This window comes from Pseudomonas sp. X10 (genome assembly GCF_054889225.1).
In genome coordinates this window covers 3,717,783-3,743,295 of sequence record NZ_CM142677.1, presented here as the reverse complement: position 1 = coordinate 3,743,295, position 25,513 = coordinate 3,717,783, and the positions used below count along the sequence as shown (strand labels likewise).

The window sequence follows — 25,513 nt, the reverse complement described above, 5'->3', positions numbered from 1 at the left end:
TCATTTCCTCGGGTCGAAGGCATCACGGGCGGATTCGCCGATGAACACCAGCAGGCTCAGCATCAGGGCCAGTACGGCGAAGGCACTGATGCCCAGCCAGGGCGCCTGCAGGTTGGACTTGCCCTGGGCCACCAGCTCACCCAGCGATGGTGCGCCTGGCGGCAGGCCGAAGCCGAGGAAGTCCAGGGCGGTCAAGGTGCCGATGGCACCGGTGAGGATGAAGGGCATGAAGGTCATGGTCGAGATCATCGCATTGGGCAGGATGTGCCGGTACATGATCGCGCCATTGCGCATGCCCAGGGCGCGGGCGGCGCGCACGTACTCCAGGTTGCGGCCGCGCAGGAACTCGGCGCGCACCACATCCACCAGGCTCATCCAGGAGAACAGCAGCATGATGCCCAGCAGCCACCAGAAGTTTGGCTGGACGAAGCTGGCGAGGATGATCAGCAGGTAGAGCACCGGCAGGCCCGACCAGACCTCCAGGAAGCGCTGGCCGACCAGGTCTACCCATCCGCCGTAGAAACCCTGCAGGGCACCTGCGATGACACCGACGATGGAGCTGAGCACGGTCAGTGTCAGGGCGAACAGCACCGACACGCGGAAACCGTAGATCACCCGGGCCAGCACGTCACGTCCCTGGTCATCGGTGCCTAGCCAGTTGTCTGCGGAGGGCGGGGCCGGGGCCGGGACTTTGAGGTCGTAGTTGATGCTTTGGTAGCTGAACGGGATCGGCGCCCAGAGCACCCAGCTGTCCTTGGCCGCGAGTAGTTCGCGGATGTAGGGACTCTTGTAGTTGGCCTCCAGGGGGAACTCGCCGCCGAAGGTGGTTTCCGGGTAGCGTTTGAACGCCGGGAAATACCATTCGCCGTCGTAGCGCACGGCGATCGGTTTGTCGTTAGCGATCAGTTCGGCCCCCAGGCTCAGCCCGAATAGGATCAGGAACAGCCAGAGCGACCACCAGCCACGCCGGTTGGCCTTGAAGCGCTCGAAGCGCCGACGGTTCAGAGGAGACAAGGCCATGTCAGTGCTCCCGGCTGGCGAAGTCGATGCGAGGATCGACCAAGGTGTAGGTCAGGTCACCGATCAGTTTCACCACCAGCCCCAGCAAGGTGAAGATGAACAGGGTCCCGAAGACCACCGGGTAATCGCGGTTTATCGCCGCTTCGAAGCTCATCAGGCCGAGGCCGTCGAGTGAGAAAATCACCTCGATCAGCAGGGAGCCGGTGAAGAAGATACCGATGAAGGCTGAGGGGAAACCGGCGATCACCAGCAGCATGGCGTTGCGGAACACGTGCCCGTAGAGCACCCGCGGCCGGCTCAGGCCCTTGGCCTTGGCGGTGACCACGTATTGCTTGTTGATCTCGTCGAGGAAGCTGTTCTTGGTCAGCAGGGTCATGGTGGCGAAGTTGCCGATGACCAGCGCGGTGACCGGCAGCACCAGGTGCCAGAAATAGTCGAGGACCTTGCCGGTGGTGCTCAGCTCGTCGAAGTTGTTCGAGGTCAGGCCGCGCAAGGGGAACCAGTCGAAGTAGCTTCCGCCGGCGAACAGTACGATCAACAGGATGGCGAAGAGGAACGCGGGGATGGCGTAGCCGACGATGATCGCCGAACTGGTCCAGACGTCGAAGTGACTACCGTGGCGCACCGCTTTGGCGATCCCCAGGGGGATCGACACCAGGTACATGATCAGGGTGCTCCACAGCCCGAGGGAAATGGATACCGGCAGCTTTTCAGCGATCAGGTCGATGACCTCGGCATCACGGAAGAAGCTTTCGCCGAAGTCCAGCTTGGCGTAGTTCTTGACCATGATCCACAGGCGTTCCGGGGGCGATTTGTCGAAGCCGTACATGCGTTCGATCTCGGCGATCAGCGCCGGATCCAGGCCTTGGGCACCACGGTAGTTGGAGCCAGCCACCGAAACCTCGGCCCCCCCACCAGCGATGCGGCTGGTGGCGCCGTCGAAGCCTTCGAGCTTGGCGATCATCTGCTCGACCGGGCCGCCGGGGGCGGCCTGGATAATGATGAAGTTGATGACCAGGATGCCGAACAGGGTCGGGATGATCAGCAGCAGGCGCCGCAGGATATAGGCGAGCATGTCAGTTCGCCTCGTCCTTGGTCGGCGCTTCTTGCGCCGGCGCCTGCGGCACCACCGGGGCTACGTCGGGCTTTATCCACCAGGTATGGATACCGATGTCGTACTTGGGTGATACCTCAGGATGGCCGATGTGGTTCCAGTAGGCTACGCGCCAAGTCTTGATGTGCCAGTTGGGAATTACGTAGTAGCCCCACAGCAGCACTCGGTCCAGTGCCCGGGTATGGGCGATCAGGCTCTGCCGCGAGTCGGCATTGATCAGGCTTTCAACCAGGCTGTCGATGGCCGGGTCGCGCAGGCCGATGAAGTTGCGGCTGCCGGGGTTGTCGGCGCTGCTGCTGGACCAGAACTCACGCTGTTCGTTGCCCGGCGAGTTGGATTGCGGGAAGCCGCCGACGATCATGTCGAAATCACGTGAACGCAGGCGGTTGATGTACTGTGAAACGTCCACCCGACGGATGTTCAGGTCGATGCCGAGGTCGGCCAGGTTGCGTTTGAAGGGCAGCAGGATGCGTTCGAATTCGGTCTGTGCGAGGAGGAATTCGATCGAGACCGGCTTGCCCTGGGTGTCGACCATCTTGTCGTCGACGATCTTCCAGCCGGCTTCTTGCAGTAGCCTGTAGGCCTTGCGCTGCTGGTCGCGGATCATGCCGCTACCGTCGCTGACCGGGTTGGCGAAGGCCTGGGTGAAGACCTGTTCGGGAATCTTGCCACGCAGGGGCTCGAGGATCTTCAACTCGTCGGCGTCCGGGAGTTCGCGGGCGGCCATCTCCGAGTTCTCGAAGTAACTGCCGGTGCGGGTGTAGGCACCATTGAACAGCTGCTTGTTGGTCCATTCGTAATCCAGCAGCAGGCTCAGTGCCTCGCGTACCCGGATGTCCTGGAACAGCGGGCGACGCAGGTTGAAGATGAAGCCCTGCATGCCGGTGGGATTGCCGTTGCGTAGCTCTTCGCGGATCAGGCGCTTCTCTCGCACCGCTGGCACGTTGTAGGCGGTGGCCCAATTCTTCGCGCTCGTTTCCAGCCAGTAGTCGAACTGGCCTGCCTTGAGCGCCTCCAGGGCGACGGTATTGTCGCGGTAGGAGTCGTAGGTCAGCACATCGAAATTATAGAAACCGCGATTCACCGGCAGGTCCTTGGCCCAGTAGTCCTTGACCCGCTCGTAGCGTATCGAGCGCCCGGCCTTGACCTGGGCCACCTTGTAGGGGCCGCTGCCCAGTGGGATTTCCAGGTTGCCGCGGCCGAAATCGCGGCCTTCCCACCAGTGTTTAGGCAGCACCGGCAACTGGCCGAGGATCAATGGCAGCTCCCGGTTGTTCTTGTGCTTGAAGGTGAACAGCACCCGCAGCGGGTCTTCGGCGACCACTTCGGCGACGTCGGCGTAATAACCGCGGAACAGCGGCGCGCCTTGCGTGATCAGGGTGTTGAAGGTGAACACTACGTCGTCGGCGCGGATCGGATGACCATCATGGAAACGCGCTTCCGGCCGCAGGTAGAAGCGTACCCAACTGTTGTCCGGGGCCTTTTCGATCTTGCCGGCGACCAAGCCGTACTCGGTAAAGGGCTCGTCCAGGCTCTGGGTCATCAGGGTGTCGTAGATCAGGACGACATCCTCTGCCGCCACACCTTTGCTGATGTATGGGTTGAGGCTGTCGAAGCCGCCGAAGCTGGATTGGCGGAAGGTGCCCCCCTTGGGGGCGTCGGGGTTGACGTAGTCGAAGTGCTTGAAGTTCGCCGGGTATTTGGGCGGCTCGTCATACAGGGTCAAGGCATGCTGCGGGGCAGCCAGCGCTGGGACGCTCAGGCAGGCGAGCAACAGGCTGCCGGCCAGACGGCGCAGTCGGTGCGTTGGCATCATTTGGCGTTCTCCGAAGTCTTGAGCCACCAGCTGTTCAGGCCCAGGGTGTAGGGCGGCGTGGTGACGAAGGCGAACCGGTTACGGTAGGCCAGGCGGTGATTATCGAGATACCAGTTGGGAATCATGTAGTACTGCCACGACAGCACCCGGTCCAGGGCGCGGGCGGCGGCGACCTGGTCGTCGCGGGTGCGAGCGGCGAGCAGGGTGTCGAGCAGGTGGTCGACGACCGGGTCTTTGATGCCAGCATAGTTCTTGCTGCCCTTGACGTCGGCCTGGCTGGAGTGGAAGTACAGCCATTGCTCCAAACCGGGGCTGATGGGCTGGTTCAGGGTCATCAGAATCATGTCGAAATCGAACTGGTCCAGGCGCTGTTTGTACTGGGCCCGGTCCACGGTGCGCAAGCGTGCGTCGATACCGATGCTGGCCAGATTCTCGACATAAGGTTGCAGGATGCGTTCGAGGTTCGGGTTGACCAGCAGTAGCTCCATCCTGAACGGGCGGCCCTTGCTGTCTTGCAGGCGCTGGCCGTTGAGCGTCCAGCCGGCCTGGGCGAACAGACCCAGTGCCTGGCGTAGGGTGTGACGGCTGATGCCGCGTCCGTCTGTGTGACTGACCTGGTAGGGCTCCTTGAACAGAACCGCGGGCAGTTGGTCACGATAGGGCGCCAGTAACAGCCACTCTTTGCCTTGCGGTAGGCTGCTGGCGGTGAACTCGCTGTTGGGGTAGTAACTGGTCGAGCGGCGGTATGCGCTGCTGAACAGGGCGCGGTTGGTCCACTCGAAATCGAACATCAGGCCGAGGGCCTGGCGCACCCGCGCATCACTGAAGTTGGCCCGGCGGCTGTTCATGAACAGGCCTTGGGTTTGGGTTGGGATCTTGTGCGGGATCTGGGCCTTGATCACCTGGCCACGGCGTATCGCCGGAAAGTTATAGCCATTGGCCCAGTTCTTCGCCTGGTGCTCGATATAGATGTCGAACTCGCCGGCCTTGAAGGCTTCGAAAGCGACCGTCGAATCTCGGTAGAACTCGTATTCGACACGGTCGTAGTTGTACTTGCCACGGTTGACTGCCAGGTTCCTGCCCCAGTAGTTCTTCACCCGCTCGAATACCAGGCTGCGCCCGGGGCGAACTTGGGTGATGCGGTATGGGCCGCTGCCCAGGGGCGGCTCGAAAGTAGTGGCCTTGAAGTCACGGCCTTGCCAGTAGTGCTTAGGCAGTACTGGCATTTCGCCCAGGCGCAGGATCAGCAGCGGGTTGCCGGCGCGCTTGAAGACAAAGCGGATGCGCAGTGGCCCGAGGACATCGACCCGTTTCACCTCCTGCAGGTTGGTGCGGTAGATCGGGTGTCCTTCCTTGAGCAGGATGTTGTAGGAAAACGCCACATCGGCGGAAGTGATCGGCTTGCCGTCATGGAAGCGGGCTTCCGGGCGCAGGTTGAAGACTACCCAGCTGCGGTCCTCGCTGTACTCCACCGAGCGGGCAATGAGGCCGTAGCTGGAGGTCGGCTCGTCGCCAGACGGGTCGTACTGGCCGGTACCGACCATCAGAGGCTCGTTCAATTCGCTGACGCCGTACTGCAGGAAGTTCGGCGTGGTCACCGGGCTGCTGCCCTTGAAGGTGTAGGGGTTGAGGGTGTCGAATGTGCCGAACGCCATGGCCCGCAAGGTGCCACCCTTGGGCGCCTGCGGGTTGACCCAGTCGAAGTGGGTGAATGTAGCCGGGTACTTGAGCGTGCCGAACTGGGCGTAACCGTGGCTTTCGCTGACCGTTGCGCCTGCGGGAAAGCTCAAGGCCAGGCTGAATGTCAGCAACAGGAGGGGACGTATCAAGTCAGTGATCCGATCCAGGCGGCTTGGGCTTTGTTCGAGCTACAGTAACAGCTTGTATCGGATGGAAAAAGAGTGCTGCGCAGGCAGTGTCGCTGGGCCTGCGCAGAGGGCATCAATGCGGCAGGTAGACGGTCAGGGTCTGGCCAGGCCTGAGGGCGTGGCCGCTGCGCGGGTTCCAGCGCTTGAGATGCTTCATTTCGACGTTGAAGCGCTTGGCCACCAGGTACAGGGAGTCGCCCTTGCGTACCTTGTACTGGGTCGAGCGCTGTTTGTTGGCGGCAAGCCTGTTGGCGCTCGCCGGGACTGTACCACCGCGCAGGGCCAGGACCTGGCCAGCCTTGATGTGGGAGCCCGAGAGGCGGTTCCAGCGTTGCAGGTCCCTGACCGAGACGCGGTGCGCCCGGGCGATGCTGCTCAGGTTGTCGCCACGCTTGACCCGGTAGCTACGGTTGCCGCGAGCCGGTGCGGAGGCTTCGGCGAGGGCGGCCTCGAACACGGCCTTTTGCGGCTGCAGGGTGAGCAGCTCTTCTGGCTTGAGGTTCGATAGGCTGCTGGACAGCAACTGGGCTTTGGCAGTTGGGACCAGCAATTGCTTTGGCCCATCCACCGTCATACGTTTCTTGAAGGCGGGGTTGAGCTGGATCAGCTCGTCTTCGTCGATCTCGGCGAAGGCGGCGACCCGCGACAGGTCGAGGCGGTCCTTGATCTCGACCGCGGCGAAGTAGGGTTCGTTGGCGATCGGGTTGAGGTTCACGCCGTAGGCTTGGGGTGTCATCACCACCTGTGACAGGGCCAGCAGTTTGGGCACGTAGTCACGGGTCTCCTGCGGCAGGGGCAGGTTCCAGTAGTCGGTGGGCAGGCCGAGCTTTTCATTGCGCTCGATGGCGCGGCTTACCGTTCCTTCACCAGCGTTGTAGGCGGCCAGGGCTAGTAGCCAGTCACCGTTGAACATATCGTGCAAGCGGGTGAGGTAGTCCAGCGCGGCATTGGTCGAGGCGGTGATGTCGCGGCGGCCATCGTAGAAGTTGGTTTGGCGCAGGTTGAAGTAGCGGCCAGTGGATGGAATGAACTGCCACAGGCCGACCGCGTGGGCGCGCGAGTAGGCCATCGGGTTGTAGGCGCTCTCGATGGCCGGGAGCAGGGCCAGTTCCAGCGGCATGTTGCGCTCTTCGAGGCGCTCGACGATGTAGTGGATGTACAGGCTGCCGCGGTCGCTGGCGTTTTCCAGGAACGATGGGTTGCTGGCGAACCACAGGCGCTGCTGCTCGATGCGCGGGTTGACGCCGATGTCATCCTGCAGGGCGAAGCCCAGGCGCATGCGTTCCCAGACGTCCTGGGGCGCCTGCTCGACCGGTTTGGCCGGGACAATGACGGGCTTGCGCTTGATCCGTACTTGCGTCTGGTAGTTGTGCGCGCGAACGCTGTCGGTTTCGTCGAGCTGACGGGTGCTCTGGCAGCCCACCAAGGTGGCGGCCAAGGCCAGGGCGCTGGCTTGGGCCAGGCGCGTCAGGGCGACGGAATGGAAGGTTCTGCGGCTAGGAGACGACATTGGCTGGGACAAAGTTCCGGGCGAAAATGTCGGGCGATTCTAGGAAGCACCCCCCGCCTGGTCAACCTTTGACCGTATGTCCAGATATATCCTGCTGTTATCAGAAGCTGTCTTTCCAGCTGCGCAAGGCAGCAAAAACAGCGCTTGGGCTGCTGCTGGAATGCCCTTTCCGTTCGTCTGCTTTTTGTTTCACTGATGTTTCAGTCGTGCGAAGAAAGGGGTTGGTGAGCTTCTCCAGGCTCAGCGTGGATGGCAAGGTGATGCGATCCTCGGCACGCAACTGGGTAACGTCGGCGAAACGCTGGGCAATGTATGGGTTGTTCGGTTCCACGGCACATGCGAAGCGCAGGTTGCTCAGTGTGTATTCATGGGTGCAGTAGACCAAGGTTGCGGCCGGTAGGGCCGCCAGGCGCTCGAGGGAGTGGTGCATCTGCTCGGGCGTTCCTTCGAACAGCCGGCCGCAGCCGGCGGCGAACAGGGTATCGCCACAGAAGAGTAGCGGAGTCGGCGTTTGCGCAGTGTAATAGGCGATATGGCCCAAGGTATGTCCGGGTACCGCCAGTACCTGGAAGACCAGGCCGAGAACACTGACTTGCTGGCCGTCGTCCAGGGCTAGGTCGCGTGCCGGGATGCGCTCGTTGGCTGGGCCGCAGACGCGGGCCCCGGTGGCACGCTTCAGGGCTTCGACGCCGCCGACATGGTCATGGTGATGATGGGTCACCAGGATGTCTTCCAGAGCCCAGCCCGGGTTCGCCTGCAGCCACGCCAGCACGGGGCCGGCATCGCCCGGATCGACCACCGCGCAACGGCGTTTGGCAGTATCCTGTAACAACCAGATGTAGTTGTCGGAGAAAGCGGGCAGGGCATCGATCTGTATCATGGTGCGAATCGCCAAGCGTGGGACATGTGGGCATCTTAGCCGCGATGGCGCGCGCAGAGAACCTTCGAGGAGAGCGCAATGACTGACAAAGCCTTCGCCCAGGCCGACCCGGATTGGGTCGAACTGATCAGCCTGGCCCGCGACTGGTTCGAAGGGCCGTTGGGGCAACTGATGCTGCAGGAAGAGCAGAAACTGCTCGAAGAGGAACTGGGCCGCTATTTCGGTGGCTTCCTGGTGCATTATGGCCCATGCGCCGAAGCGCCGCCTGGCGCGCCCCAGGTGCAGCGCAACGTGCGCCTCGGCGCGCCTCTGCCGGGGGTCGAGATCGTCTGCGAGGAACAGGCCTGGCCACTGAGCGAACACGCCGCCGACGTGGTGGTGCTGCAACATGGCCTGGACTTCAGCCTCTCGCCCCATGGCTTGTTGCGTGAAGCCGCCAGCAGTGTGCGCCCTGGTGGCCATCTGCTCATTATCGGTATCAACCCCTGGAGCAGCTGGGGTGTGCGGCATTTCTTCGGCCATGGTGCCTTGCGCAAGGCACGCTGTATCTCGGCATCGCGGGTGGGTGACTGGCTCAACCTGCTGGGTTTTGCGCTGGAGAAACGGCGGTTCGGGTGCTATCGTCCGCCGCTTGCCTCGCCGGCCTGGCAACAACGCCTGGCGGGTTGGGAGCGGGTGGCCGGGGGCTGGCAGAGCGCCGGCGGCGGTGTCTACCTGCTGGTGGCGCGCAAGATGGTGGTCGGCCTGCGGCCACTGCGCCTGGAGCGCCGCGAGCCGATGGGCAAGCTGCTGCCGCTGCCGATGGCCAAGGTCAACCGGCGCAACACCGAGTCTTGAGCTGCGCGTCAGCGAGCGATTATCTGAAGAACTGAAGGCGGTACATGAGCGATAGCGTCGAGATCTACACCGATGGTGCCTGCAAGGGCAATCCTGGCCCGGGCGGCTGGGGCGTGCTGTTGGTCTGCAAGGGCATCGAGAAGGAATTGTGGGGCGGCGAGCGCGAAACCACCAACAACCGCATGGAGCTGATGGCTGCTATCCAGGGCCTGCAGGCGCTCAAGCGCGAGTGCGAGGTGCTGCTGGTCACCGACTCGCAGTACGTGATGAAAGGCATCAACGAGTGGATGGTCAACTGGAAGAAGCGGGGCTGGAAGACCGCCGCCAAGGAGCCGGTGAAGAACGCCGACCTGTGGCAGCAGCTCGACGCGCAGGTGGGCCGGCACAAGGTGACCTGGAAGTGGGTGCGCGGGCACATCGGCCATCCCGGCAACGAACGCGCCGACCAGTTGGCCAACCGCGGTGTCGACGAGGTGCGCGGGTTGCGTTGAGCTAGGGTACAATGTCCGGCTTTGCAGAACACGTACACACGGAGACCACCGACGTGGAGCAACCCAACAGTCGCTATGTAGTCCTCGACACCGAAACCACCGGCATGCCGGTCAACGACGGCCACCGGATCATCGAGATCGGTTGCGTCGAGGTGATCGGTCGGCGCCTGACTGGGCGCAACTTCCACGTCTATCTGCAGCCTGACCGCGAAAGCGATGAAGGTGCCATTGGCGTCCATGGCATCACCGACACCTTCTTGATCGGCAAGCCGCGTTTTGCCGATGTTGCCGAAGAGTTCTTCGAATACATCCAGGGTGCGCAGCTGGTCATCCACAACGCAGCGTTCGACGTTGGCTTCATCAACAACGAGTTCGCCTTGCTTGGTCAGCACGACCGGGCCGATATCTCGCAGCACTGCACCATCCTCGACACCCTGATGATGGCCCGCGCCCGCCACCCAGGGCAGCGCAACAGCCTCGACGCCTTGTGCAAACGCTACGGCATCGACAACTCGGGCCGCGAACTGCACGGCGCCTTGCTTGACTCGGAGTTGCTGGCAGACGTCTACCTGGCCATGACCGGCGGGCAGACCAGCCTGTCGCTGGCCGGGCACGGGGCCGATGGTGACGAAGACGGTAAGGAGCGCGGTGGCAGCGAGATCCGCCGCCTGCCGGCCAGCCGTCAGCCGGGGCGGGTCATCCGCGCCACACCGGAAGAACTGGAAGCCCATGTGGCACGTCTCGAAGTTATTGCCAAGTCGGCCGGCGGCCCGGCCCTCTGGGAGGCCTTGAACTAGTGGTCATAAAGGCCGCCAGAGTCTGCTGAGGCAAAAGCGCGCGGTGCCTGCGGGCAGCTTCTACCCTGAAAGGACGGACCTGTCCCGCAGAGGAAGTGGTTGCCCATGTACAAGGACCTCAAGTTTCCCATCCTGATCGTCCATCGCGATATCAAGGCCGACAGTGTCGCCGGCGAGCGTGTGCGCGGTATCGCCCAGGAGCTCAGTCAGGATGGCTTTTCCATCCTGCCGGCGGTGGACCATGCCGAAGCCCGCCTGGTCGCCGCGACCCACCATGGGCTTGCTTGCATGCTGATCGCGGCCGAAGGTGCCGGCGAGAATACCCACCTGCTGCAGAACATGGCTGAATTGATCCGCCTGGCGCGCTTGCGCTCGCCGCGCCTGCCGATCTTCGCCCTAGGCGAGCAGGTGACCCTGGAGAACGCTCCCGCCGAGGCCATGGGTGAGCTGAACCAACTGCGCGGTATTCTCTATCTGTTCGAAGATACCGTGCCTTTCCTGGCCCGCCAGGTGGCGAGGGCGGCGCACAATTACCTGGATGGCTTGCTGCCGCCGTTCTTCAAGGCCCTGGTGCAGCACACCGCACAATCCAACTATTCCTGGCATACGCCCGGCCACGGGGGCGGCGTGGCCTATCGCAAGAGCCCCGTGGGGCAGGCATTCCACCAATTCTTCGGCGAGAACACCCTGCGTTCGGACCTCTCGGTATCGGTCCCTGAATTGGGCTCGCTGCTCGATCACACAGGACCGCTGGCCGAGGCCGAGGCGCGCGCTGCGCGCAATTTCGGCGCCGATCACACCTTCTTCGTCATCAATGGCACTTCCACCGCGAACAAGATTGTCTGGCACTCGATGGTCGGGCGCGACGACCTGGTGCTGGTGGACCGCAACTGCCACAAGTCGGTGGTCCACGCGATCATCATGACCGGTGCCATACCTTTGTACCTCTGCCCGGAGCGCAACGAACTGGGCATCATCGGGCCTATTCCGTTGAGCGAGTTCAGCCCCGAGTCGATCCAGGCGAAGATCCAGGCCAACCCGCTGGCCCGTGGGCGCGAGGCACGGATCAAGCTGGCGGTAGTGACCAATTCCACCTATGACGGGTTGTGCTACCACGCCGGGCAGATCAAGCAGATGCTGGGGGGCAGTGTCGAGGTGCTGCACTTCGACGAGGCATGGTTCGCCTACGCGGCCTTTCATGACTTTTTCAACGGCCGCTATGCCATGGGCACGCAGCGCAGTGCAGACAGCCCCTTGCTGTTCAGCACCCATTCGACTCACAAACTGCTGGCGGCATTCAGCCAGGCCTCGATGATCCACGTGCAGGATGGCGCTTCACGACAGTTGGACCGTGACCGTTTCAACGAAGCCTTCATGATGCACATCTCCACCTCACCGCAGTACAGCATCTTGGCCTCGCTGGACGTGGCCTCGGCGATGATGGAGGGGCCGGCGGGGCGTTCCCTGCTGCAGGAAATGTTCGATGAGGCCTTGAGCTTCCGCCGAGCCCTGGCGAACCTGCGTGAGCACATCGCGGCGGACGACTGGTGGTTCAGCATCTGGCAGCCCCCATCGACCGAAGGCATACATCGCCTGGCTGCGCAGGACTGGCTGCTGCAGCCTGGCGCCGAATGGCATGGGTTTGGCGAGGTGGGTGAGGACTATGTGCTGCTCGATCCGCTCAAGGTCACCCTGGTGATGCCGGGGCTGACAGCCGGAGGCGCGCTCGGTGAGCATGGCATTCCCGCCGCCGTGGTCAGCAAGTTCCTCTGGGAGCGTGGCTTGGTAGTGGAAAAGACCGGCCTGTACAGCTTTCTGGTGCTGTTCTCCATGGGTATCACCAAGGGGAAGTGGAGTACCTTGCTGACCGAGTTGCTGGAGTTCAAGCATCACTACGACAACAACACCTCGCTTGGCGAGTGCCTGCCCTGCGTGGCCGCTGTCGACCCGGTGCGTTACCTGGGCCTTGGGCTGCGTGACCTGTGCGACCAGTTGCATGCCTGCTACCGCAGCAATGCCACGGCCAAACAGCTCAAGCGTCTGTTCACGCGCTTGCCGGAGGTGGCGATGACACCGGCCCAGGCTTATGACCGGTTGGTGCGGGGCGAGGTGGAGGCGGTGCCGATCGAGCAATTGCTCGGCCGAGTCGCGGCGGTGATGTTGGTGCCCTATCCGCCGGGCATTCCCTTGATCATGCCTGGCGAGCGTTTTACTGAAGCCACGCGCTCGATCATCGACTACCTGAGTTTCGCCCGGGCCTTCGATAGTGGTTTTCCTGGCTTTGTCGCGGATGTGCATGGGCTGCAGTCCGAAGACTGTGGGCAAGGACGGGTCTACACCGTCGATTGCATCCGAACATGAAGCCGATCAGGGAATCCGGATGATTTCCACACCGCTATGGGCCAGTTCGAAACGGTCGTCACCCAAGTGGTTGACTCGGTCGCCGATAGCCAGGCGGTAACTGGTGATGGGCGCGGAAGGTGCACTACCGTCGGCCTGAAGGGTGGCTTCCTGGAACTCATGGACGGGGTAGATGCGGCCCTCGGCATCCCGTGCATGAAATTGACCGACCAGTACTGCTGTCATTTACCGTGCAACCTCTAAAAATAGAAAGGATCTGTAGGGCATAGACCACTGTATTACCTAGGAAGTTTTGGTTTGTAGGAAAAAAACTTACAACCCTGTAGGACGGTCATCTATAACTACAACGTTCATTTACCCAGCAAAGGTTGGAAATCGCCATGAGCCAGGTGTATTCGGTAGCCGTCGTCGTCGGCAGCTTGCGCAAGGACTCCTACAACCGCAAGGTCGCCCACGTCCTAGGGGAGTTGGCGCCGTCCAGCTTGTCCCTGAAGATCGTCGAGATCGGGGACTTGCCACTGTATAACGAGGACATCGACGTCGATCCGCCGGAGGCCTACACGCGTTTTCGCGAGCAGCTTCGTGGCAGTGACGCGGTGTTGTTCGTCACGCCCGAGTACAACCGTTCGGTGCCAGGGGTGCTGAAGAACGCTATCGACGTGGGTTCCCGGCCCTATGGGCAGAGCGCCTGGAGTGGCAAGCCGGGAGCGGTGATCAGTGTGTCGCCGGGGGCTATCGGTGGGTTCGGTGCTAACCACCACCTACGCCAGTCACTGGTGTTCCTCGATGTGCCCTGCATGCAGATGCCCGAAGCCTATATTGGTGGTGCGGCCAGCCTGTTCGACGAATCGGGCAAGCTGAGCGAGAAGAGCCGCCCGTTCCTGCAGACCTTCATCGACAAGTTCGCGGCCTGGGTGAAGCTGAACAAAGGGGCGTAAGACCAATCACGACAAGGTCGCACTGGATCTTGCGGCCAACGCCATAGGCAGAAGCCAGCGTCAGCTGGCTCCTGCTTTTCTGTGAGCGTTGACGAGGCCTGCGATCACACGGCTTGCGGCATCTCGCCACGCGCCAGGCGCTTGTTGATATCGGCAATGACTTCGGGCAGCTCGTTGATCGTGTCGATCAGGTAGTGTGGTCGCGAGCCTTCGAATAGCGCGTGGATGCGTTGGCGTTCGCTGGCCAGCTTCTCTGCGCTCAGTGCCTGGTAGCCTTCCCAGGTCAGGCCCAGGGCGTTGCCCGAGCAGACCAGAGCCACGGTCCACATGCCGGCGCGGCGGCCTTCGAGGATGCCGGGCACGGTGTCGTCGACCTTGACGCAAGCCGCCACGTCATCGATCCCCAGCGCAATCACGTTGGCCAGTGCCTGGGCCGGCCATGGGCGGCCATTCGGGGTTTCGTCGGTGGCCACCACGTGGTCGGCGACATAGCCGTTCTTGGCGGCCAGCTCGACGACCTTGTCCATCACCACTTTCGGGTACCCGGAGCAGGAGCCGATCTTCAGGCCATTCTTGCGCAGCCCGGTGAGGGTCTCCAGGGCTCCGGGGATCAGTGCCGAGTGCACGGCGATCTTCTCGATCTGCAGAGGCATGAAGCGGTTGTAGATAGCGGTGACATCATCGTCGGTCGGAGTGCGACCGAACACCTTGCGGTAGCGCTCGGCGATTTCCGGTTGGTCGCACAGGGTGCGGATGTGGTCCCACTTGCCCATGCCCATTGGGCCACGGGCTTCCTCGATGGAGACTTCGACGTCGAACTCGGCGAAGGCCTCGACGAAGATCTGGGTTGGGGCGAAGGAGCCGAAATCCACCACGGTACCGGCCCAGTCGAGGATGGCGGCTTGCAGTTGCGTCGGGTTGCTGTAGTTCATGTCCAGTGGTCCTTGAAAAAGAGTCTCAGGCAGTTTGCGCGTTCAGATTTCCAGCACTTCCATTTCTCGCAGCACTTCGGCCACGGCATTCACGGCGGCCTGCATGCCGTCCGGCCCGACGACGCCGATGCAGCCGACGCGGAAGGTCTCGACCTGGGTCAGCTTGCCCGGGTAAAGGATGAAACCCTTGGCTTTTACCCGCTCGTAGAAGTCCTTGAACTGATAGCGGGTATCGCTGGGGGCGTGGAAGGTGACGATGATCGGTGCCTGGATCTCGGCCGGCAGGAAGCTGCGCAGGCCCAGGGCCGCCATGCCGTCGAGCAAGGTCTTGCAGTTGTCTGCGTAGCGCTGGTGACGGGCAGGCAGGCCGCCTTCCTCGTTGTACTGCAGCAGTGCCTCGTGCAGGGCGGCGACCACATGGGTCGGCGGAGTGAAGCGCCACTGGCCGGTCTTGGCCATGTAAGCATGCTGGTCATGCAGGTCCATGGCCAGGGAATGGGCGTTGCCTTCGGCGATGGCCAGGGCGTTCTTTTCGGCGAAGACGAAGCCCATGCCAGGCACGCCTTCCAGGCATTTGCCGGACGCGGCGATCAGGGCGGTGAACGGGACTTCGCTGGCGTCGATCGGCAAGGCGCCGAAGGAGCTCATGGCGTCGATGATCAGGTGTTTGCCATGACGGGCGACGACCTGAGCGATCTCGGGCAGCGGATTGAGAATGCCGGTGCTGGTTTCACAGTGGATCAGCGCCACATGGGTGATGCTGCTGTCGGCGGCCAGCAATCCTTCGACGTCATCGGCGGTGGTTGGCTGGTCTTCGGCGGTTTCGAAGGTGCTGTAGGCGCGGCCCAGGACCTTGCAGATCTTCGCCAGGCGTTGGCCGTAGGCGCCGTTGATCAGTACCAGGACCTTGCCATCACGCGGCACCAGGGTGCCGATGGCTGCTTCCACGGCGAAGGTGCCGCTGCCTTGCAGAGGCACGCAGTGGTGGCTGGTGCTGCCATTGATGATTGCCAGCAGTTGTTCGCAGACGCTGGCGGTCAGTTGGTTGAAATCCTGGTCCCAGGAGCCCCAGTCCACCAGCATGGCTTGGCGGGTACGGGACGAGGTGGTCAGGGGGCCAGGGGTCAGAAGGATCGGGGCGTTGCTCATTCCGGTATTCCTCAACAAGCGGTGGGCTGAAACTACGGTGCCTAAGTTGCAATTCGGCGCGCTATCAATCAAATTGTTTGTTGTTATTCCAGCCATAAGTCAGGCCGATAGATATGAACCTGTTCCAGTTACGCGCCTTCGATGCCGTGGCCCGCGAGGGCAGTTTCACCCGAGCCGCCGCGCGGCTGTTCATCAGCCAGCCGGCCGTTACCGGGCACGTCAAGGCCTTGGAGGAGCACTACCAGATCACCCTGTTGCGGCGGACCGCGCGGCGGGTCGAGCTGACGGAAGAGGGCACCCGTCTGGCTGCCATCACCCGCGCCATGTTCGGCCTGGCCGAAGAGGCCCAGGCCATGCTCGAGGCCAACCGCCAACTGCTCACCGGACGCCTGGAGGTGGCCGCCGATGGTCCGCACCGGGTAATGCCGATGCTTGCCCAGTTGCGTGCGCGCTATCCCGGTATCACCGTCAATCTGCGCCTGGGCAATGCCCAGGAAACCCTGGCGGCGTTGTTGTCGGAGCATGCCGACGTCGCAGTGCTGACCGAAGTCGAGGCGCGCAAGGGCCTTTACCTGCAGCGTCTGGGTGAATCGAGGCTCTGCGCCCTGTTACCTGTAGGGCACCCCTGGGCGGCTGAAGAGGGTGAGTTGGCGATCAGCGCCCTGGACCGGCAGATCATGGTTCTGCGTGAACCCAGCTCCATCACCCGGCGCACCTTCGACCAGGCTTGTGGACTGGCGCAGGTCCAGCCGCGGGTGCTGCTGGAGTTGGACAGCCGCGAAGCGGTCACCGAGGCGGTGGCGGCCGAACTGGGCATCGGCATTGTTTCTTCGGTGGAGGTGGCACATGACCCGCGCGTGGTGGCGCGCCCCATCGCCGGTGAAGCGCTGGTCAACCAGCATATGATCGGTTGCCTGGAGCGGCGCCGCGAATTGCGGCTGATACAGGCGTTCCTCAGCTTGGCGGCAGGCCTCTGATGCAGGGCTGGCGTTTTTTCGACAGCGGCCTAAGATGGCCGCCTGAGAGACCACGGGCGCTGGATGGCCGATGAGCGAGAAAGACACCATTTCCATGCAACTGGTGCGCGAGGCCCTGTTGCAAACCTGTCCGGCGGGCGCGCCTGACACCGCTTTGCTGGCGCGTGCGGGCATCGAAGCGGGCCTGCTCGACCAAGTCGATGCCCGGGTCAGTGCCACGGCCTATGCACAGCTCTGGCGCCTGTTGGCGCGACGTTGCAACGACGAGTTCTTCGGCATGGATCCGCGTGGCCTGCGCAGCGGCAGCCTGGCCTTCCTCTGCCGTGCGGCCATGGCCCAGCCAACCCTTGGGGCCGGCCTGGACACGGCCCTGGCGTTCTTGTCGCTGATGCTCGAAGACCTGCAACCGAGCCTGGTGCGCCAACAGAGCCTGGCCGAGCTCGTTATCGGCGAGCCCCGCGAGCAACCGCGCCGTGCCTTCACCTACTTCACCTTCTGGATGATCGTCCACGGCGTGGCCTGCTGGCTGGCCGGGCGGCGCATTCCGATCCTGGCCATCGAGCTGCGCTGCGCCGAGCCGCCATTTTGTGACGACTACCGGGTGATGTTCTCGGAAAACCTGCAGTTCGACCGGCCACGCACGCGCATGATCATCGCTGCTGACAATCTGGATTTGCCCCTCAAACGCACCGCTGAGGAGCTGGAGCGCTTCCTCGCCGAGGCACCAGGCAACATTTTGGTCAAGTATCGCGACCCGGCAAGCCTGGCTCGGCGCATTCGTCAGGATCTGCGGCAACTGGACCCCGGCCAGTGGCCGGACGCCGACAGCCTGGCCAGGCACCTGTGCCTGTCCGCCTCGACTTTGCGCCGGCGCCTGGCCGAGGAGGGCCAGACCTACCAGGGCCTCAAGGACAGCGTGCGTCGCGAGCTGGCCATTGCCTGGCTGGCCGAGGAAGCACTGAGCTTCGTCGAGATCGCCGAGCGCCTGGGCTTTGCCGACAGCAGTTCGTTCTACAAGGCGTTCCGCAAATGGTTCGGTTGCAATCCCGGGCACTATCGGACGTTGATCGTCCAGGGCGGCACCTCGGAATGAAGGACGGGTCTCTTTCCGTCTGTTAGTGATTCATGCGTTCTCCAGCTTGCTGTAGGCGCCAGGACCGTCAATGCCACGGATGACTTCATCCGTTCTGGGAATGCCTGGACGTACTGGAGGGTCGTGACTACCTGCAGTAGATCGGACAGTTGCTCAGCGCTGGTGAACAGGTGCTGAAGGACCTAGTGGTGCAACTGGCCGCGAAGTGAGGCCGGGAGCGGCCAAACCGGTCATCCAGATTGACAGCTTTGGCCATTGTCCCAGGCGGTCTGCGGCGCGACTATCTCAAGACCTATGGTTCTACTCCAACAATAAGAAGCCAGGAGTCTGACGATGCGCGATTATTCCGTCGCCTTGAGCACGTTCAATTACCCGCAGGCCGCCGCCGCGGCCCTGCATGGCTCGCTCGAGGCGCTGAACGCCTGTATCGAATGTTGCGACCGGCATGCTGGCAGCGACAAGGTCGCCCTGAACTGGGAGGACCGGGACGGCAACAGCGCGGCCTACAGCTTCGAACAGTTACAGCGCATGGCCGCGCGTTTCGCCAACGTCCTCAAAACCCAGGGTGTTGCGCCGGGTGACCGGGTCGCCGGCCTGCTGCCTCGTACGCCAGAGCTGTTGGTGACAGTCTTGGCCACTTGGCGCTTGGGCGCCGTCTACCAACCTTTGTTCACTGCCTTCGGGCCCAAGGCCATCGAGCACCGACTCGAGCAGTCTGGAGCACGTGTGGTGGTCACCGACCGGAACAACCGGAGCAAGCTGGACGAAGTGCCTGGTTGCCCGGCTGTCATCACGGTCGGCGCCGAGGCCGGTTCCGGTGATATTTCGTTCCATTATGCCCTCGAAGCTGCGGCCAGTGATTGCGATCCGGTGCTGTTGCCTGGCGATGCACCCTTCTTGCTGATGTTCACCTCCGGTACGACAGGCGCGGCCAAGCCCCTGGAAGTACCGCTGCGTGCCATCGTCGCTTTCCAGGGTTATATGCGCGATGCCATCGACCTGCGTGAAGACGACAACTTCTGGAACTTGGCCGATCCAGGCTGGGCCTATGGCCTCTATTATGCGGTTACCGGGCCCTTGGCGCTCGGCCATGCCACCACCTTCTACGATGGTCCGTTCAGCGTTGAAAGCTGCTGCCGGGTGATCAACAAGTACGGCATCAGCAACCTGGCCGGTTCGCCCACCGCCTATCGCATGCTGATCGCTGCCGGGCACGAGTTCGCCGCACCGATCAAGGGCCGCCTGCGGGTGGTCAGCAGTGCTGGCGAGCCGCTCAACCCCGAAGTGATCCGCTGGTTTGCCGACGAACTGGGCGTGACCATCCACGATCATTACGGCCAGACCGAGCTGGGCATGGTTTTGTGCAACCACCATGGGCTGGCCCATCCGGTACACCTGGGGTCGGCCGGTTTCGCCATCCCCGGGCACCGCATCGTGGTCCTCGATGAGCACAACAACGAGCTGCCAGCCGGGCAACCGGGCATCCTGGCGGTGGACCGCGAGCAGTCTCCGCTGTGCTGGTTCGGGGGCTATCACGGCTTGCCAACCAAGTCCTTCGTTGGCAAGTACTACCTCAGCGGCGATACCGTCGAACTCAACGAGGATGGCAGCATCAGTTTCGTCGGGCGCAGTGACGACGTGATCACCACCTCCGGCTACCGGGTCGGCCCCTTCGATGTGGAAAGCGCCCTGATCGAACACCCCGCTGTGGTCGAGGCCGCAGTGATCGGCAAGCCGGATCCTGAGCGCACAGAACTGATCAAGGCGTTCGTGGTCCTGGCCGCAGGCCATGCCGCCAGCCCCGAACTGGAGGAAGCGTTGCGCCAGCACGTTCGCCAACGGCTGTACGCCCATGCCTACCCACGGGAAATCGAATTCGTCAGCGAGCTGCCCAAGACTCCGAGCGGCAAGCTGCAACGCTTCATCCTGCGCAATCAGGAAATCGCCAGACAACAAGCCGCGCTAGCCCAGTCCGCCAGCGCCTGAAGGATAATTATCATGCAGATAGCCAACAGCAACTTCATCGTCAGCGGCGCGGCCTCGGGCCTTGGTGCCGCCACCGCCCAGATGCTCATCGAGGCCGGCGCCCAAGTGATGCTGGTCGACCTCAACGCCGAGGCCGTGGCGGCCAAGGCCCAGGCGCTGGGCAGCAAGGCTCGCTACGCGGTGGCCGACATCAGTGACGAGACCGCCGCCAAGGCTGCGGTCGATGCGGCCGTCAGCGCCTTTGGCAGCCTGCACGGGTTGGTCAACTGTGCCGGCATCGTCGGTGCCGAGAAGGTCCTGGGCAAGCAAGGGCCCCATGGCCTGGACAGCTTCGCCCGGGTCATCAACGTCAACCTGATCGGCAGTTTCAACCTGCTGCGCCTGGCTGCCGCGGCCATGGCCGAGAGCGCGGCGGGTGAGGGCGGCGAACGGGGGGTGATCATCAACACGGCCTCCATTGCCGCCTTTGATGGCCAGATCGGCCAGGCGGCCTATGCTGCCTCCAAAGGCGCGATCGCCAGCCTGACCCTGCCGGTGGCCCGCGAGCTGGCGCGTTTTGGCATCCGTGTGATGACCATTGCTCCAGGCATTTTCGAAACCCCGATGATGGCCGGCATGACCCAGGAGGTACGCGATTCGTTGGCCGCCGGCGTACCGTTCCCGCCACGTCTGGGGCGTCCGCAGGAATACGCTGCGCTGGCCCGCCATATCATCGAAAACAGCATGCTCAACGGCGAGGTGATCCGTCTCGACGGCGCCTTGCGCATGGCCGCCAAGTAAGTGCAGGAGAATACGATCATGACCCTCGCCAATGACCCCATCGTTATCGTCAGTGCCGTGCGCACGCCCATGGGCGGCCTGCAGGGCGACCTGAAAAGCCTCACCGCCCCCCAACTGGGCGCAGCTGCCATCCGGGCCGCCGTCGAGCGTGCCGGTGTCAGTGCCGACAGCGTCGAACAGGTGCTGTTCGGCTGCGTGTTGCCCGCAGGCCTCGGTCAGGCCCCGGCGCGCCAGGCAGCCCTGGGGGCGGGTTTGAACAAGAGCACCACCTGCACCACCCTGAACAAAATGTGCGGCTCGGGCATGCAGGCCGCGATCATGGCCCATGACCTGCTGCTGGCCGGCAGCGCCGAGGTTGTCGTCGCCGGTGGCATGGAGAGCATGTCCAACGCGCCGTACCTGCTGGACAAGGCGCGCAGCGGCTACCGCATGGGACACGGCAAGATTATCGACCATATGTTCTTCGATGGTCTGGAGGATGCCTACGATAAGGGCCGGTTGATGGGCACCTTCGCCGAAGATTGCGCCGAAGCCAATGGCTTCAGCCGCCAGGCTCAGGATGATTTCGCCATCGCCTCGCTGACACGCGCCCAGCAAGCGATCAAGGATGGCAGCTTTGCCGCCGAGATCGTCCCGGTCGAAGTGAAGGATGGCAAGACGCAGCGCCTGATCACTGATGACGAGCAGCCGCCGAAGGCGCGGTTGGACAAGATTCCCCAACTCAAGCCGGCCTTCCGCGAGGGCGGTACGGTCACTGCCGCCAACGCCAGTTCGATCTCCGATGGCGCCGCCGCGCTGGTGCTGATGCGCCGCTCCCAGGCCGAACAACGCGGCCTCAAGCCGTTGGCCGTGATCCATGGTCATGCGGCCTTTGCCGATGCGCCGTCGTTGTTCCCCACTGCACCGATCGGCGCCATCGATAAGTTGTTGCAACGCACAGGCTGGAACCTGGGTGACATCGACTTGTTCGAGATCAACGAAGCCTTCGCCGTGGTTACCCTGGCGGCGATGAAGCACCTGGACTTGCCCCACGACAAGGTCAACGTGCACGGCGGCGCTTGCGCCCTGGGCCATCCGATCGGTGCTTCCGGGGCGCGGATCCTGGTCACCCTGCTGTCCGCCCTGCGTCAGAAAAACCTGCGCCGTGGTGTGGCGGCCATCTGCATTGGCGGTGGCGAGGCCACGGCCATGGCTGTCGAGTGTCTGTACTGAGGTGTCCCATGCTAGTCAATGAAGAACAGCAGCAGATCAGCGACGCGGTTCGGGCCTTCGCCCAGGAGCGCCTGAAGCCTTTCGCCGAACAATGGGACCGCGAACACCGCTTCCCTAGGGAGGCTATCCAGGAGATGGCCGAGCTGGGCCTGTTCGGCATGTTGGTGCCGGAGCAGTGGGGTGGCAGCGATACTGGTTATGTCGCCTATGCCATGGCCCTGGAGGAGATCGCTGCCGGGGATGGCGCATGCTCGACCATCATGAGCGTGCACAACTCGGTGGGCTGCATGCCGATCCTCAGGTTCGGCAGCGAGCAGCAGAAGCAACAGTTCCTCACGCCTTTGGCCAGCGGTGCGATGCTCGGCGCCTTTGCCCTCACAGAGCCGCAGGCTGGCTCCGACGCTAGCAGCTTGAAGACCCGCGCGCGGCTGGATGGCGACCACTACGTGCTCAATGGCAGTAAGCAGTTCATCACCTCCGGGCAGAATGCCGGGGTGGTGATCGTCTTCGCGGTGACCGACCCCGACGCCGGCAAGCGCGGGATCAGTGCCTTCATCGTGCCGACCGATGCGCCGGGTTACCAAGTGGCCCGGGTCGAGGACAAGCTGGGCCAGCATGCCTCCGACACCTGCCAGATCGTCTTCGAGAATGTGCAGGTGCCGGTGGCCAACCGCTTGGGCGAGGAGGGTGAAGGCTACAAGATTGCCTTGGCCAATCTTGAAGGCGGACGCATCGGCATTGCTGCCCAGTCGGTGGGTATGGCCCGGGCTGCCTTCGAGGCGGCGCGCGACTATGCCCGTGAGCGCCAGAGTTTCGGTAAACCCTTGATCGAGCACCAGGCGGTGGCCTTCCGCTTGGCCGACATGGCCACGCGCATCGCTGTCGCCCGGCAGATGGTGCTGCACGCCGCTGCCTTGCGTGATGCGGGGCGTCCAGCGCTGGTGGAAGCCTCGATGGCCAAGCTGTTCGCCTCGGAAATGGCCGAGAAGGTCTGCTCCGATGCCTTGCAGACCCTCGGCGGATATGGCTATCTGAGCGACTTCCCGCTGGAGCGCATCTACCGCGATGTGCGGGTTTGCCAGATCTACGAAGGCACCAGCGATATTCAGCGCATGGTCATTGCGCGCAATCTTTGAAGGAGCAACCTGCATGGCATTCGAAACCATTCTGTTGGACATCCACGGCAAGGTCGGCCTGATCACCCTCAACCGGCCCCAGGCCTTGAATGCGTTGAACGCGCAGATCGTCAGCGAGATCAACCAGGCCTTGGACCAACTGGAAAAGGACCCGAACATCGGCTGCGTGGTGCTCACCGGCTCTGCCAAAGCCTTCGCTGCAGGGGCCGACATCAAGGAAATGGCCGAACTTGCGTATCCGCAGATCTACGTGGACGACTTGTTCAGCGACGCCGACCGCATCGCCAACCGGCGCAAACCGATCATTGCCGCAGTGTCCGGCTTTGCCCTGGGGGGCGGCTGCGAACTGGCGATGATGTGCGACTTCATCCTTGCTGCTGACAATGCCAAGTTCGGCCAGCCGGAAATCAACTTGGGCGTGCTGCCAGGCATGGGCGGCACCCAGCGCCTGACGCGTGCGGTGGGCAAGGCCAAGGCCATGGAACTGTGCCTGAGTGGTCGCCTGATGGGCGCCGAGGAAGCCGAACGCGCCGGCCTGGTGGCCCGCGTGGTGCCCCAGGCGGAACTGCTGGAGGAAGCCTTGAAAGTGGCGGCGAGCATTGCCAGCAAGTCGGTGCCCGTGAGCATGATGGTCAAGGAAAGCGTGAACCGGGCGTTCGAGGTCACCCTCAGCGAGGGCGTGCGCTTCGAGCGCCGAGTCTTCCATGCGGCTTTCGCCACCGAAGACCAGAAGGAAGGCATGGCCGCGTTCATCGCCAAGCGCGAAGCGCAGTTCAAGGATCGCTGACAGTAATGGGCGCTGCCAGGGGCTGCTGAGGTTTCTTGCACCGACGCGGTCGGGAATGAAACCTCAACAGAACCTAGGCAACGTCAAGGCTTAGTCGCCTGCTACAACCCGCCCGTAGCTGGTTCCTGTCGCTACCAAGGAATCAGCCGAATGCTTCCAATGGGCCATTCGTTTGTCGCGTATCGGCGCATACGATCCTGTCACCGCCCATCATTGCGAAGGGCCCGAGCATTCGAGGGTTTAACGATGATTTATGCTGCTCCTGGCACAGCAGGTGCCCTGGTCGAATTCCAGTCACGCTATGGCAATTACATCGGTGGCGAGTTCGTTCCGCCTATCAAGGGGGAATACTTCACTGCCATCTCACCGGTGAACGGCCAGCCGATCGCCGAATTCCCCCGTTCCACCGCCGAAGACATCGAGAAGGCCCTGGACGCCGCCCATGCCGCTGCCGATGCCTGGGGCAGCACCTCGGTGCAGGCGCGTTCGCTGATCCTGCTGAAGATCGCCGACCGCATCGAGGCCAACCTGGAAACCCTGGCTATCACCGAAACCTGGGACAACGGCAAGGCCATCCGCGAAACCCTCAACGCCGACATCCCGCTGGCGGCGGACCACTTCCGTTACTTCGCCGGCTGCCTGCGCGCCCAGGAAGGCAGTGCCGCGGAGATCGATGGCAACACCGTGGCCTACCACATCCATGAGCCCCTGGGCGTGGTCGGCCAGATCATCCCGTGGAACTTCCCGATCCTGATGGCCGCCTGGAAGCTGGCCCCGGCCCTGGCCGCCGGCAACTGCGTGGTGCTCAAGCCGGCCGAGCAGACGCCGCTGGGCATCACCGTGCTGGTCGAGCTGATCGGCGACCTGCTACCGCCAGGCGTGCTCAACGTGGTGCAAGGCTATGGCCGCGAAGCGGGCGAAGCCCTGGCCACCAGCAAGCGCATCGCCAAGATCGCCTTCACCGGCTCCACCCCGGTCGGCTCGCACATCATGAAATGCGCCGCCGAGAACATCATCCCGTCCACCGTGGAGCTGGGCGGCAAGTCACCGAACATCTTCTTCGAAGACATCATGCAGGCCGAGCCGGCCTTCATCGAGAAAGCCGCCGAAGGCCTGGTGCTGGCGTTCTTCAACCAGGGCGAGGTCTGCACCTGCCCGTCGCGGGCGCTGGTGCAGGAGTCGATCTACCCGGCGTTCATGCAAGAGGTGCTGAAGAAGATCAAGCAGATCAAGCGCGGCGACCCGCTGGACACCGACACCATGGTCGGCGCCCAGGCCTCCGAACAGCAGTTCGACAAGATCCTCTCCTACCTGGAGATCGCCGAGAAGGAAGGTGCCGAGCTGCTCACCGGCGGCAAGGTCGAGAAGCTCGAAGGCAGCCTGGCCAGCGGCTATTACATCCAGCCGACCCTGCTCAAGGGCACCAACCAGATGCGCGTGTTCCAGGAAGAAATCTTCGGCCCGGTGGTCAGCGTCACCACCTTCAAAGACGAAGCCGAAGCCCTGGCCATCGCCAACGACACCGAGTTCGGCCTCGGCGCCGGCGTCTGGACCCGCGATATCAACCGCGCCTACCGCATGGGCCGCGGTATCAAGGCCGGCCGCGTGTGGACCAACTGCTACCACCTGTACCCGGCGCATGCCGCGTTCGGTGGCTACAAAAAGTCCGGCGTCGGCCGCGAGACCCACAAGATGATGCTCGACCACTACCAGCAGACCAAGAACCTGCTGGTCAGCTACGACATCAATCCGCTGGGTTTCTTTTGACCGGAAGTCGTGTCGGACCGGTCCTAAAGTAGCAGTAGACCCGCACCGGCAACGGTGTATTA

General features: G+C 63.0%; 22 protein-coding genes. 13 read left to right on the top strand and 9 right to left on the bottom strand.

Going from position 1 to position 25,513, the window contains the following annotated elements:
• The 6 genes from ACYU03_RS17155 to gloB form a co-directional block, all read right to left on the bottom strand.
• Positions 1-1,020, bottom strand: a complete 1,020-nt coding sequence (locus ACYU03_RS17155) for an ABC transporter permease (protein WP_461885832.1) — start codon at positions 1,018-1,020, stop codon at positions 1-3.
• 1 nt (position 1,021) lies between these two features.
• On the bottom strand, positions 1,022-2,095 hold the full coding sequence (locus tag ACYU03_RS17150; RefSeq protein ID WP_461885831.1) for a microcin C ABC transporter permease YejB: 1,074 nt from the start codon (positions 2,093-2,095) through the stop codon (positions 1,022-1,024).
• A 1-nt stretch (position 2,096) separates the two neighbouring features.
• A complete protein-coding gene (locus ACYU03_RS17145; RefSeq protein ID WP_461885830.1) occupies positions 2,097-3,950 on the bottom strand; it encodes an extracellular solute-binding protein in 1,854 nt (617 codons plus the stop codon).
• A complete protein-coding gene (locus ACYU03_RS17140; protein WP_461885829.1) occupies positions 3,947-5,779 on the bottom strand; it encodes an extracellular solute-binding protein in 1,833 nt (610 codons plus the stop codon). The genes ACYU03_RS17145 and ACYU03_RS17140 overlap by 4 nt, the downstream gene beginning before the upstream one ends.
• 112 nt (positions 5,780-5,891) lie before the next feature.
• On the bottom strand, positions 5,892-7,328 hold the full coding sequence (locus ACYU03_RS17135) for a transglycosylase SLT domain-containing protein (RefSeq protein WP_461885828.1): 1,437 nt from the start codon (positions 7,326-7,328) through the stop codon (positions 5,892-5,894).
• A gap of 100 nt (positions 7,329-7,428) precedes the next feature.
• Positions 7,429-8,208 (bottom strand): hydroxyacylglutathione hydrolase, encoded by a 780-nt coding sequence (gene gloB, locus ACYU03_RS17130; RefSeq protein WP_461885827.1) that lies wholly within the window; start codon positions 8,206-8,208, stop codon positions 7,429-7,431.
• 78 nt (positions 8,209-8,286) lie between these two features.
• On the opposite strand from gloB, the gene ACYU03_RS17125 reads away from it, so the two are divergent.
• The 4 genes from ACYU03_RS17125 to ACYU03_RS17110 all read left to right on the top strand — a co-directional run bounded on the left by ACYU03_RS17125 (position 8,287) and on the right by ACYU03_RS17110 (position 12,694).
• Positions 8,287-9,045 (top strand): methyltransferase domain-containing protein, encoded by a 759-nt coding sequence (locus tag ACYU03_RS17125; RefSeq protein WP_461885826.1) that lies wholly within the window; start codon positions 8,287-8,289, stop codon positions 9,043-9,045.
• A 44-nt stretch (positions 9,046-9,089) separates the two neighbouring features.
• On the top strand, positions 9,090-9,536 hold the full coding sequence (gene rnhA, locus ACYU03_RS17120) for a ribonuclease HI (protein ID WP_461885825.1): 447 nt from the start codon (positions 9,090-9,092) through the stop codon (positions 9,534-9,536).
• A 53-nt stretch (positions 9,537-9,589) separates the two neighbouring features.
• Positions 9,590-10,333 carry a DNA polymerase III subunit epsilon gene (dnaQ, locus tag ACYU03_RS17115; protein ID WP_461885824.1) on the top strand — a complete coding sequence of 248 codons (744 nt, stop codon included), beginning with the start codon at positions 9,590-9,592 and terminating at the stop codon, positions 10,331-10,333.
• A 105-nt stretch (positions 10,334-10,438) separates the two neighbouring features.
• Positions 10,439-12,694: an Orn/Lys/Arg family decarboxylase gene (locus tag ACYU03_RS17110; RefSeq protein ID WP_461885823.1), complete on the top strand. Its 2,256-nt coding sequence runs from the start codon at positions 10,439-10,441 to the stop codon at positions 12,692-12,694.
• A 6-nt stretch (positions 12,695-12,700) separates the two neighbouring features.
• Here the strand turns inward: ACYU03_RS17110 and ACYU03_RS17105 are convergent, their stop codons facing one another.
• A complete protein-coding gene (locus ACYU03_RS17105; RefSeq protein ID WP_461885822.1) occupies positions 12,701-12,919 on the bottom strand; it encodes a hypothetical protein in 219 nt (72 codons plus the stop codon).
• A 155-nt stretch (positions 12,920-13,074) separates the two neighbouring features.
• Between ACYU03_RS17105 and ACYU03_RS17100 the strand changes: the two genes are divergently transcribed.
• Positions 13,075-13,632, top strand: a complete 558-nt coding sequence (locus ACYU03_RS17100; RefSeq protein WP_461885821.1) for an NADPH-dependent FMN reductase — start codon at positions 13,075-13,077, stop codon at positions 13,630-13,632.
• A gap of 104 nt (positions 13,633-13,736) precedes the next feature.
• Here ACYU03_RS17100 and phnX read toward each other — a convergent pair whose 3' ends face one another.
• Both phnX and ACYU03_RS17090 read right to left on the bottom strand, forming a co-directional pair.
• Complete coding sequence (phnX, locus tag ACYU03_RS17095) at positions 13,737-14,564, bottom strand: phosphonoacetaldehyde hydrolase (protein ID WP_461885820.1); 828 nt, start codon at positions 14,562-14,564, stop codon at positions 13,737-13,739.
• Positions 14,565-14,606: 42 nt separating this feature from the next.
• Positions 14,607-15,713 (bottom strand): 2-aminoethylphosphonate--pyruvate transaminase, encoded by a 1,107-nt coding sequence (locus ACYU03_RS17090; protein WP_461885819.1) that lies wholly within the window; start codon positions 15,711-15,713, stop codon positions 14,607-14,609.
• Positions 15,714-15,826: 113 nt separating this feature from the next.
• On the opposite strand from ACYU03_RS17090, the gene ACYU03_RS17085 reads away from it, so the two are divergent.
• From ACYU03_RS17085 to exaC, 8 genes are all read left to right on the top strand, one after another.
• Positions 15,827-16,690: a LysR substrate-binding domain-containing protein gene (locus ACYU03_RS17085; RefSeq protein WP_461885818.1), complete on the top strand. Its 864-nt coding sequence runs from the start codon at positions 15,827-15,829 to the stop codon at positions 16,688-16,690.
• A gap of 70 nt (positions 16,691-16,760) precedes the next feature.
• Positions 16,761-17,783 carry an AraC family transcriptional regulator gene (locus tag ACYU03_RS17080; RefSeq protein ID WP_461885817.1) on the top strand — a complete coding sequence of 341 codons (1,023 nt, stop codon included), beginning with the start codon at positions 16,761-16,763 and terminating at the stop codon, positions 17,781-17,783.
• Between the two features lie 333 nt (positions 17,784-18,116).
• Positions 18,117-19,769, top strand: a complete 1,653-nt coding sequence (locus ACYU03_RS17075) for an acyl-CoA synthetase (protein WP_461885816.1) — start codon at positions 18,117-18,119, stop codon at positions 19,767-19,769.
• A 12-nt stretch (positions 19,770-19,781) separates the two neighbouring features.
• Positions 19,782-20,549, top strand: a complete 768-nt coding sequence (locus ACYU03_RS17070) for an SDR family NAD(P)-dependent oxidoreductase (protein ID WP_461885815.1) — start codon at positions 19,782-19,784, stop codon at positions 20,547-20,549.
• A gap of 18 nt (positions 20,550-20,567) precedes the next feature.
• Positions 20,568-21,761, top strand: coding sequence for an acetyl-CoA C-acyltransferase (locus ACYU03_RS17065; protein WP_461885814.1), 1,194 nt, complete (start codon positions 20,568-20,570; stop codon positions 21,759-21,761).
• An 8-nt stretch (positions 21,762-21,769) separates the two neighbouring features.
• On the top strand, positions 21,770-22,897 hold the full coding sequence (locus ACYU03_RS17060) for an acyl-CoA dehydrogenase (RefSeq protein ID WP_461885813.1): 1,128 nt from the start codon (positions 21,770-21,772) through the stop codon (positions 22,895-22,897).
• 13 nt (positions 22,898-22,910) lie between these two features.
• Positions 22,911-23,684: an enoyl-CoA hydratase gene (locus ACYU03_RS17055; protein ID WP_461885812.1), complete on the top strand. Its 774-nt coding sequence runs from the start codon at positions 22,911-22,913 to the stop codon at positions 23,682-23,684.
• 246 nt (positions 23,685-23,930) lie between these two features.
• The gene (gene exaC, locus ACYU03_RS17050) at positions 23,931-25,451 is read left to right on the top strand and encodes an acetaldehyde dehydrogenase ExaC (protein ID WP_461885811.1); all 1,521 of its coding nucleotides are present in this window, start codon (positions 23,931-23,933) and stop codon (positions 25,449-25,451) included.
• Positions 25,452-25,513: the final 62 nt, after the last annotated feature.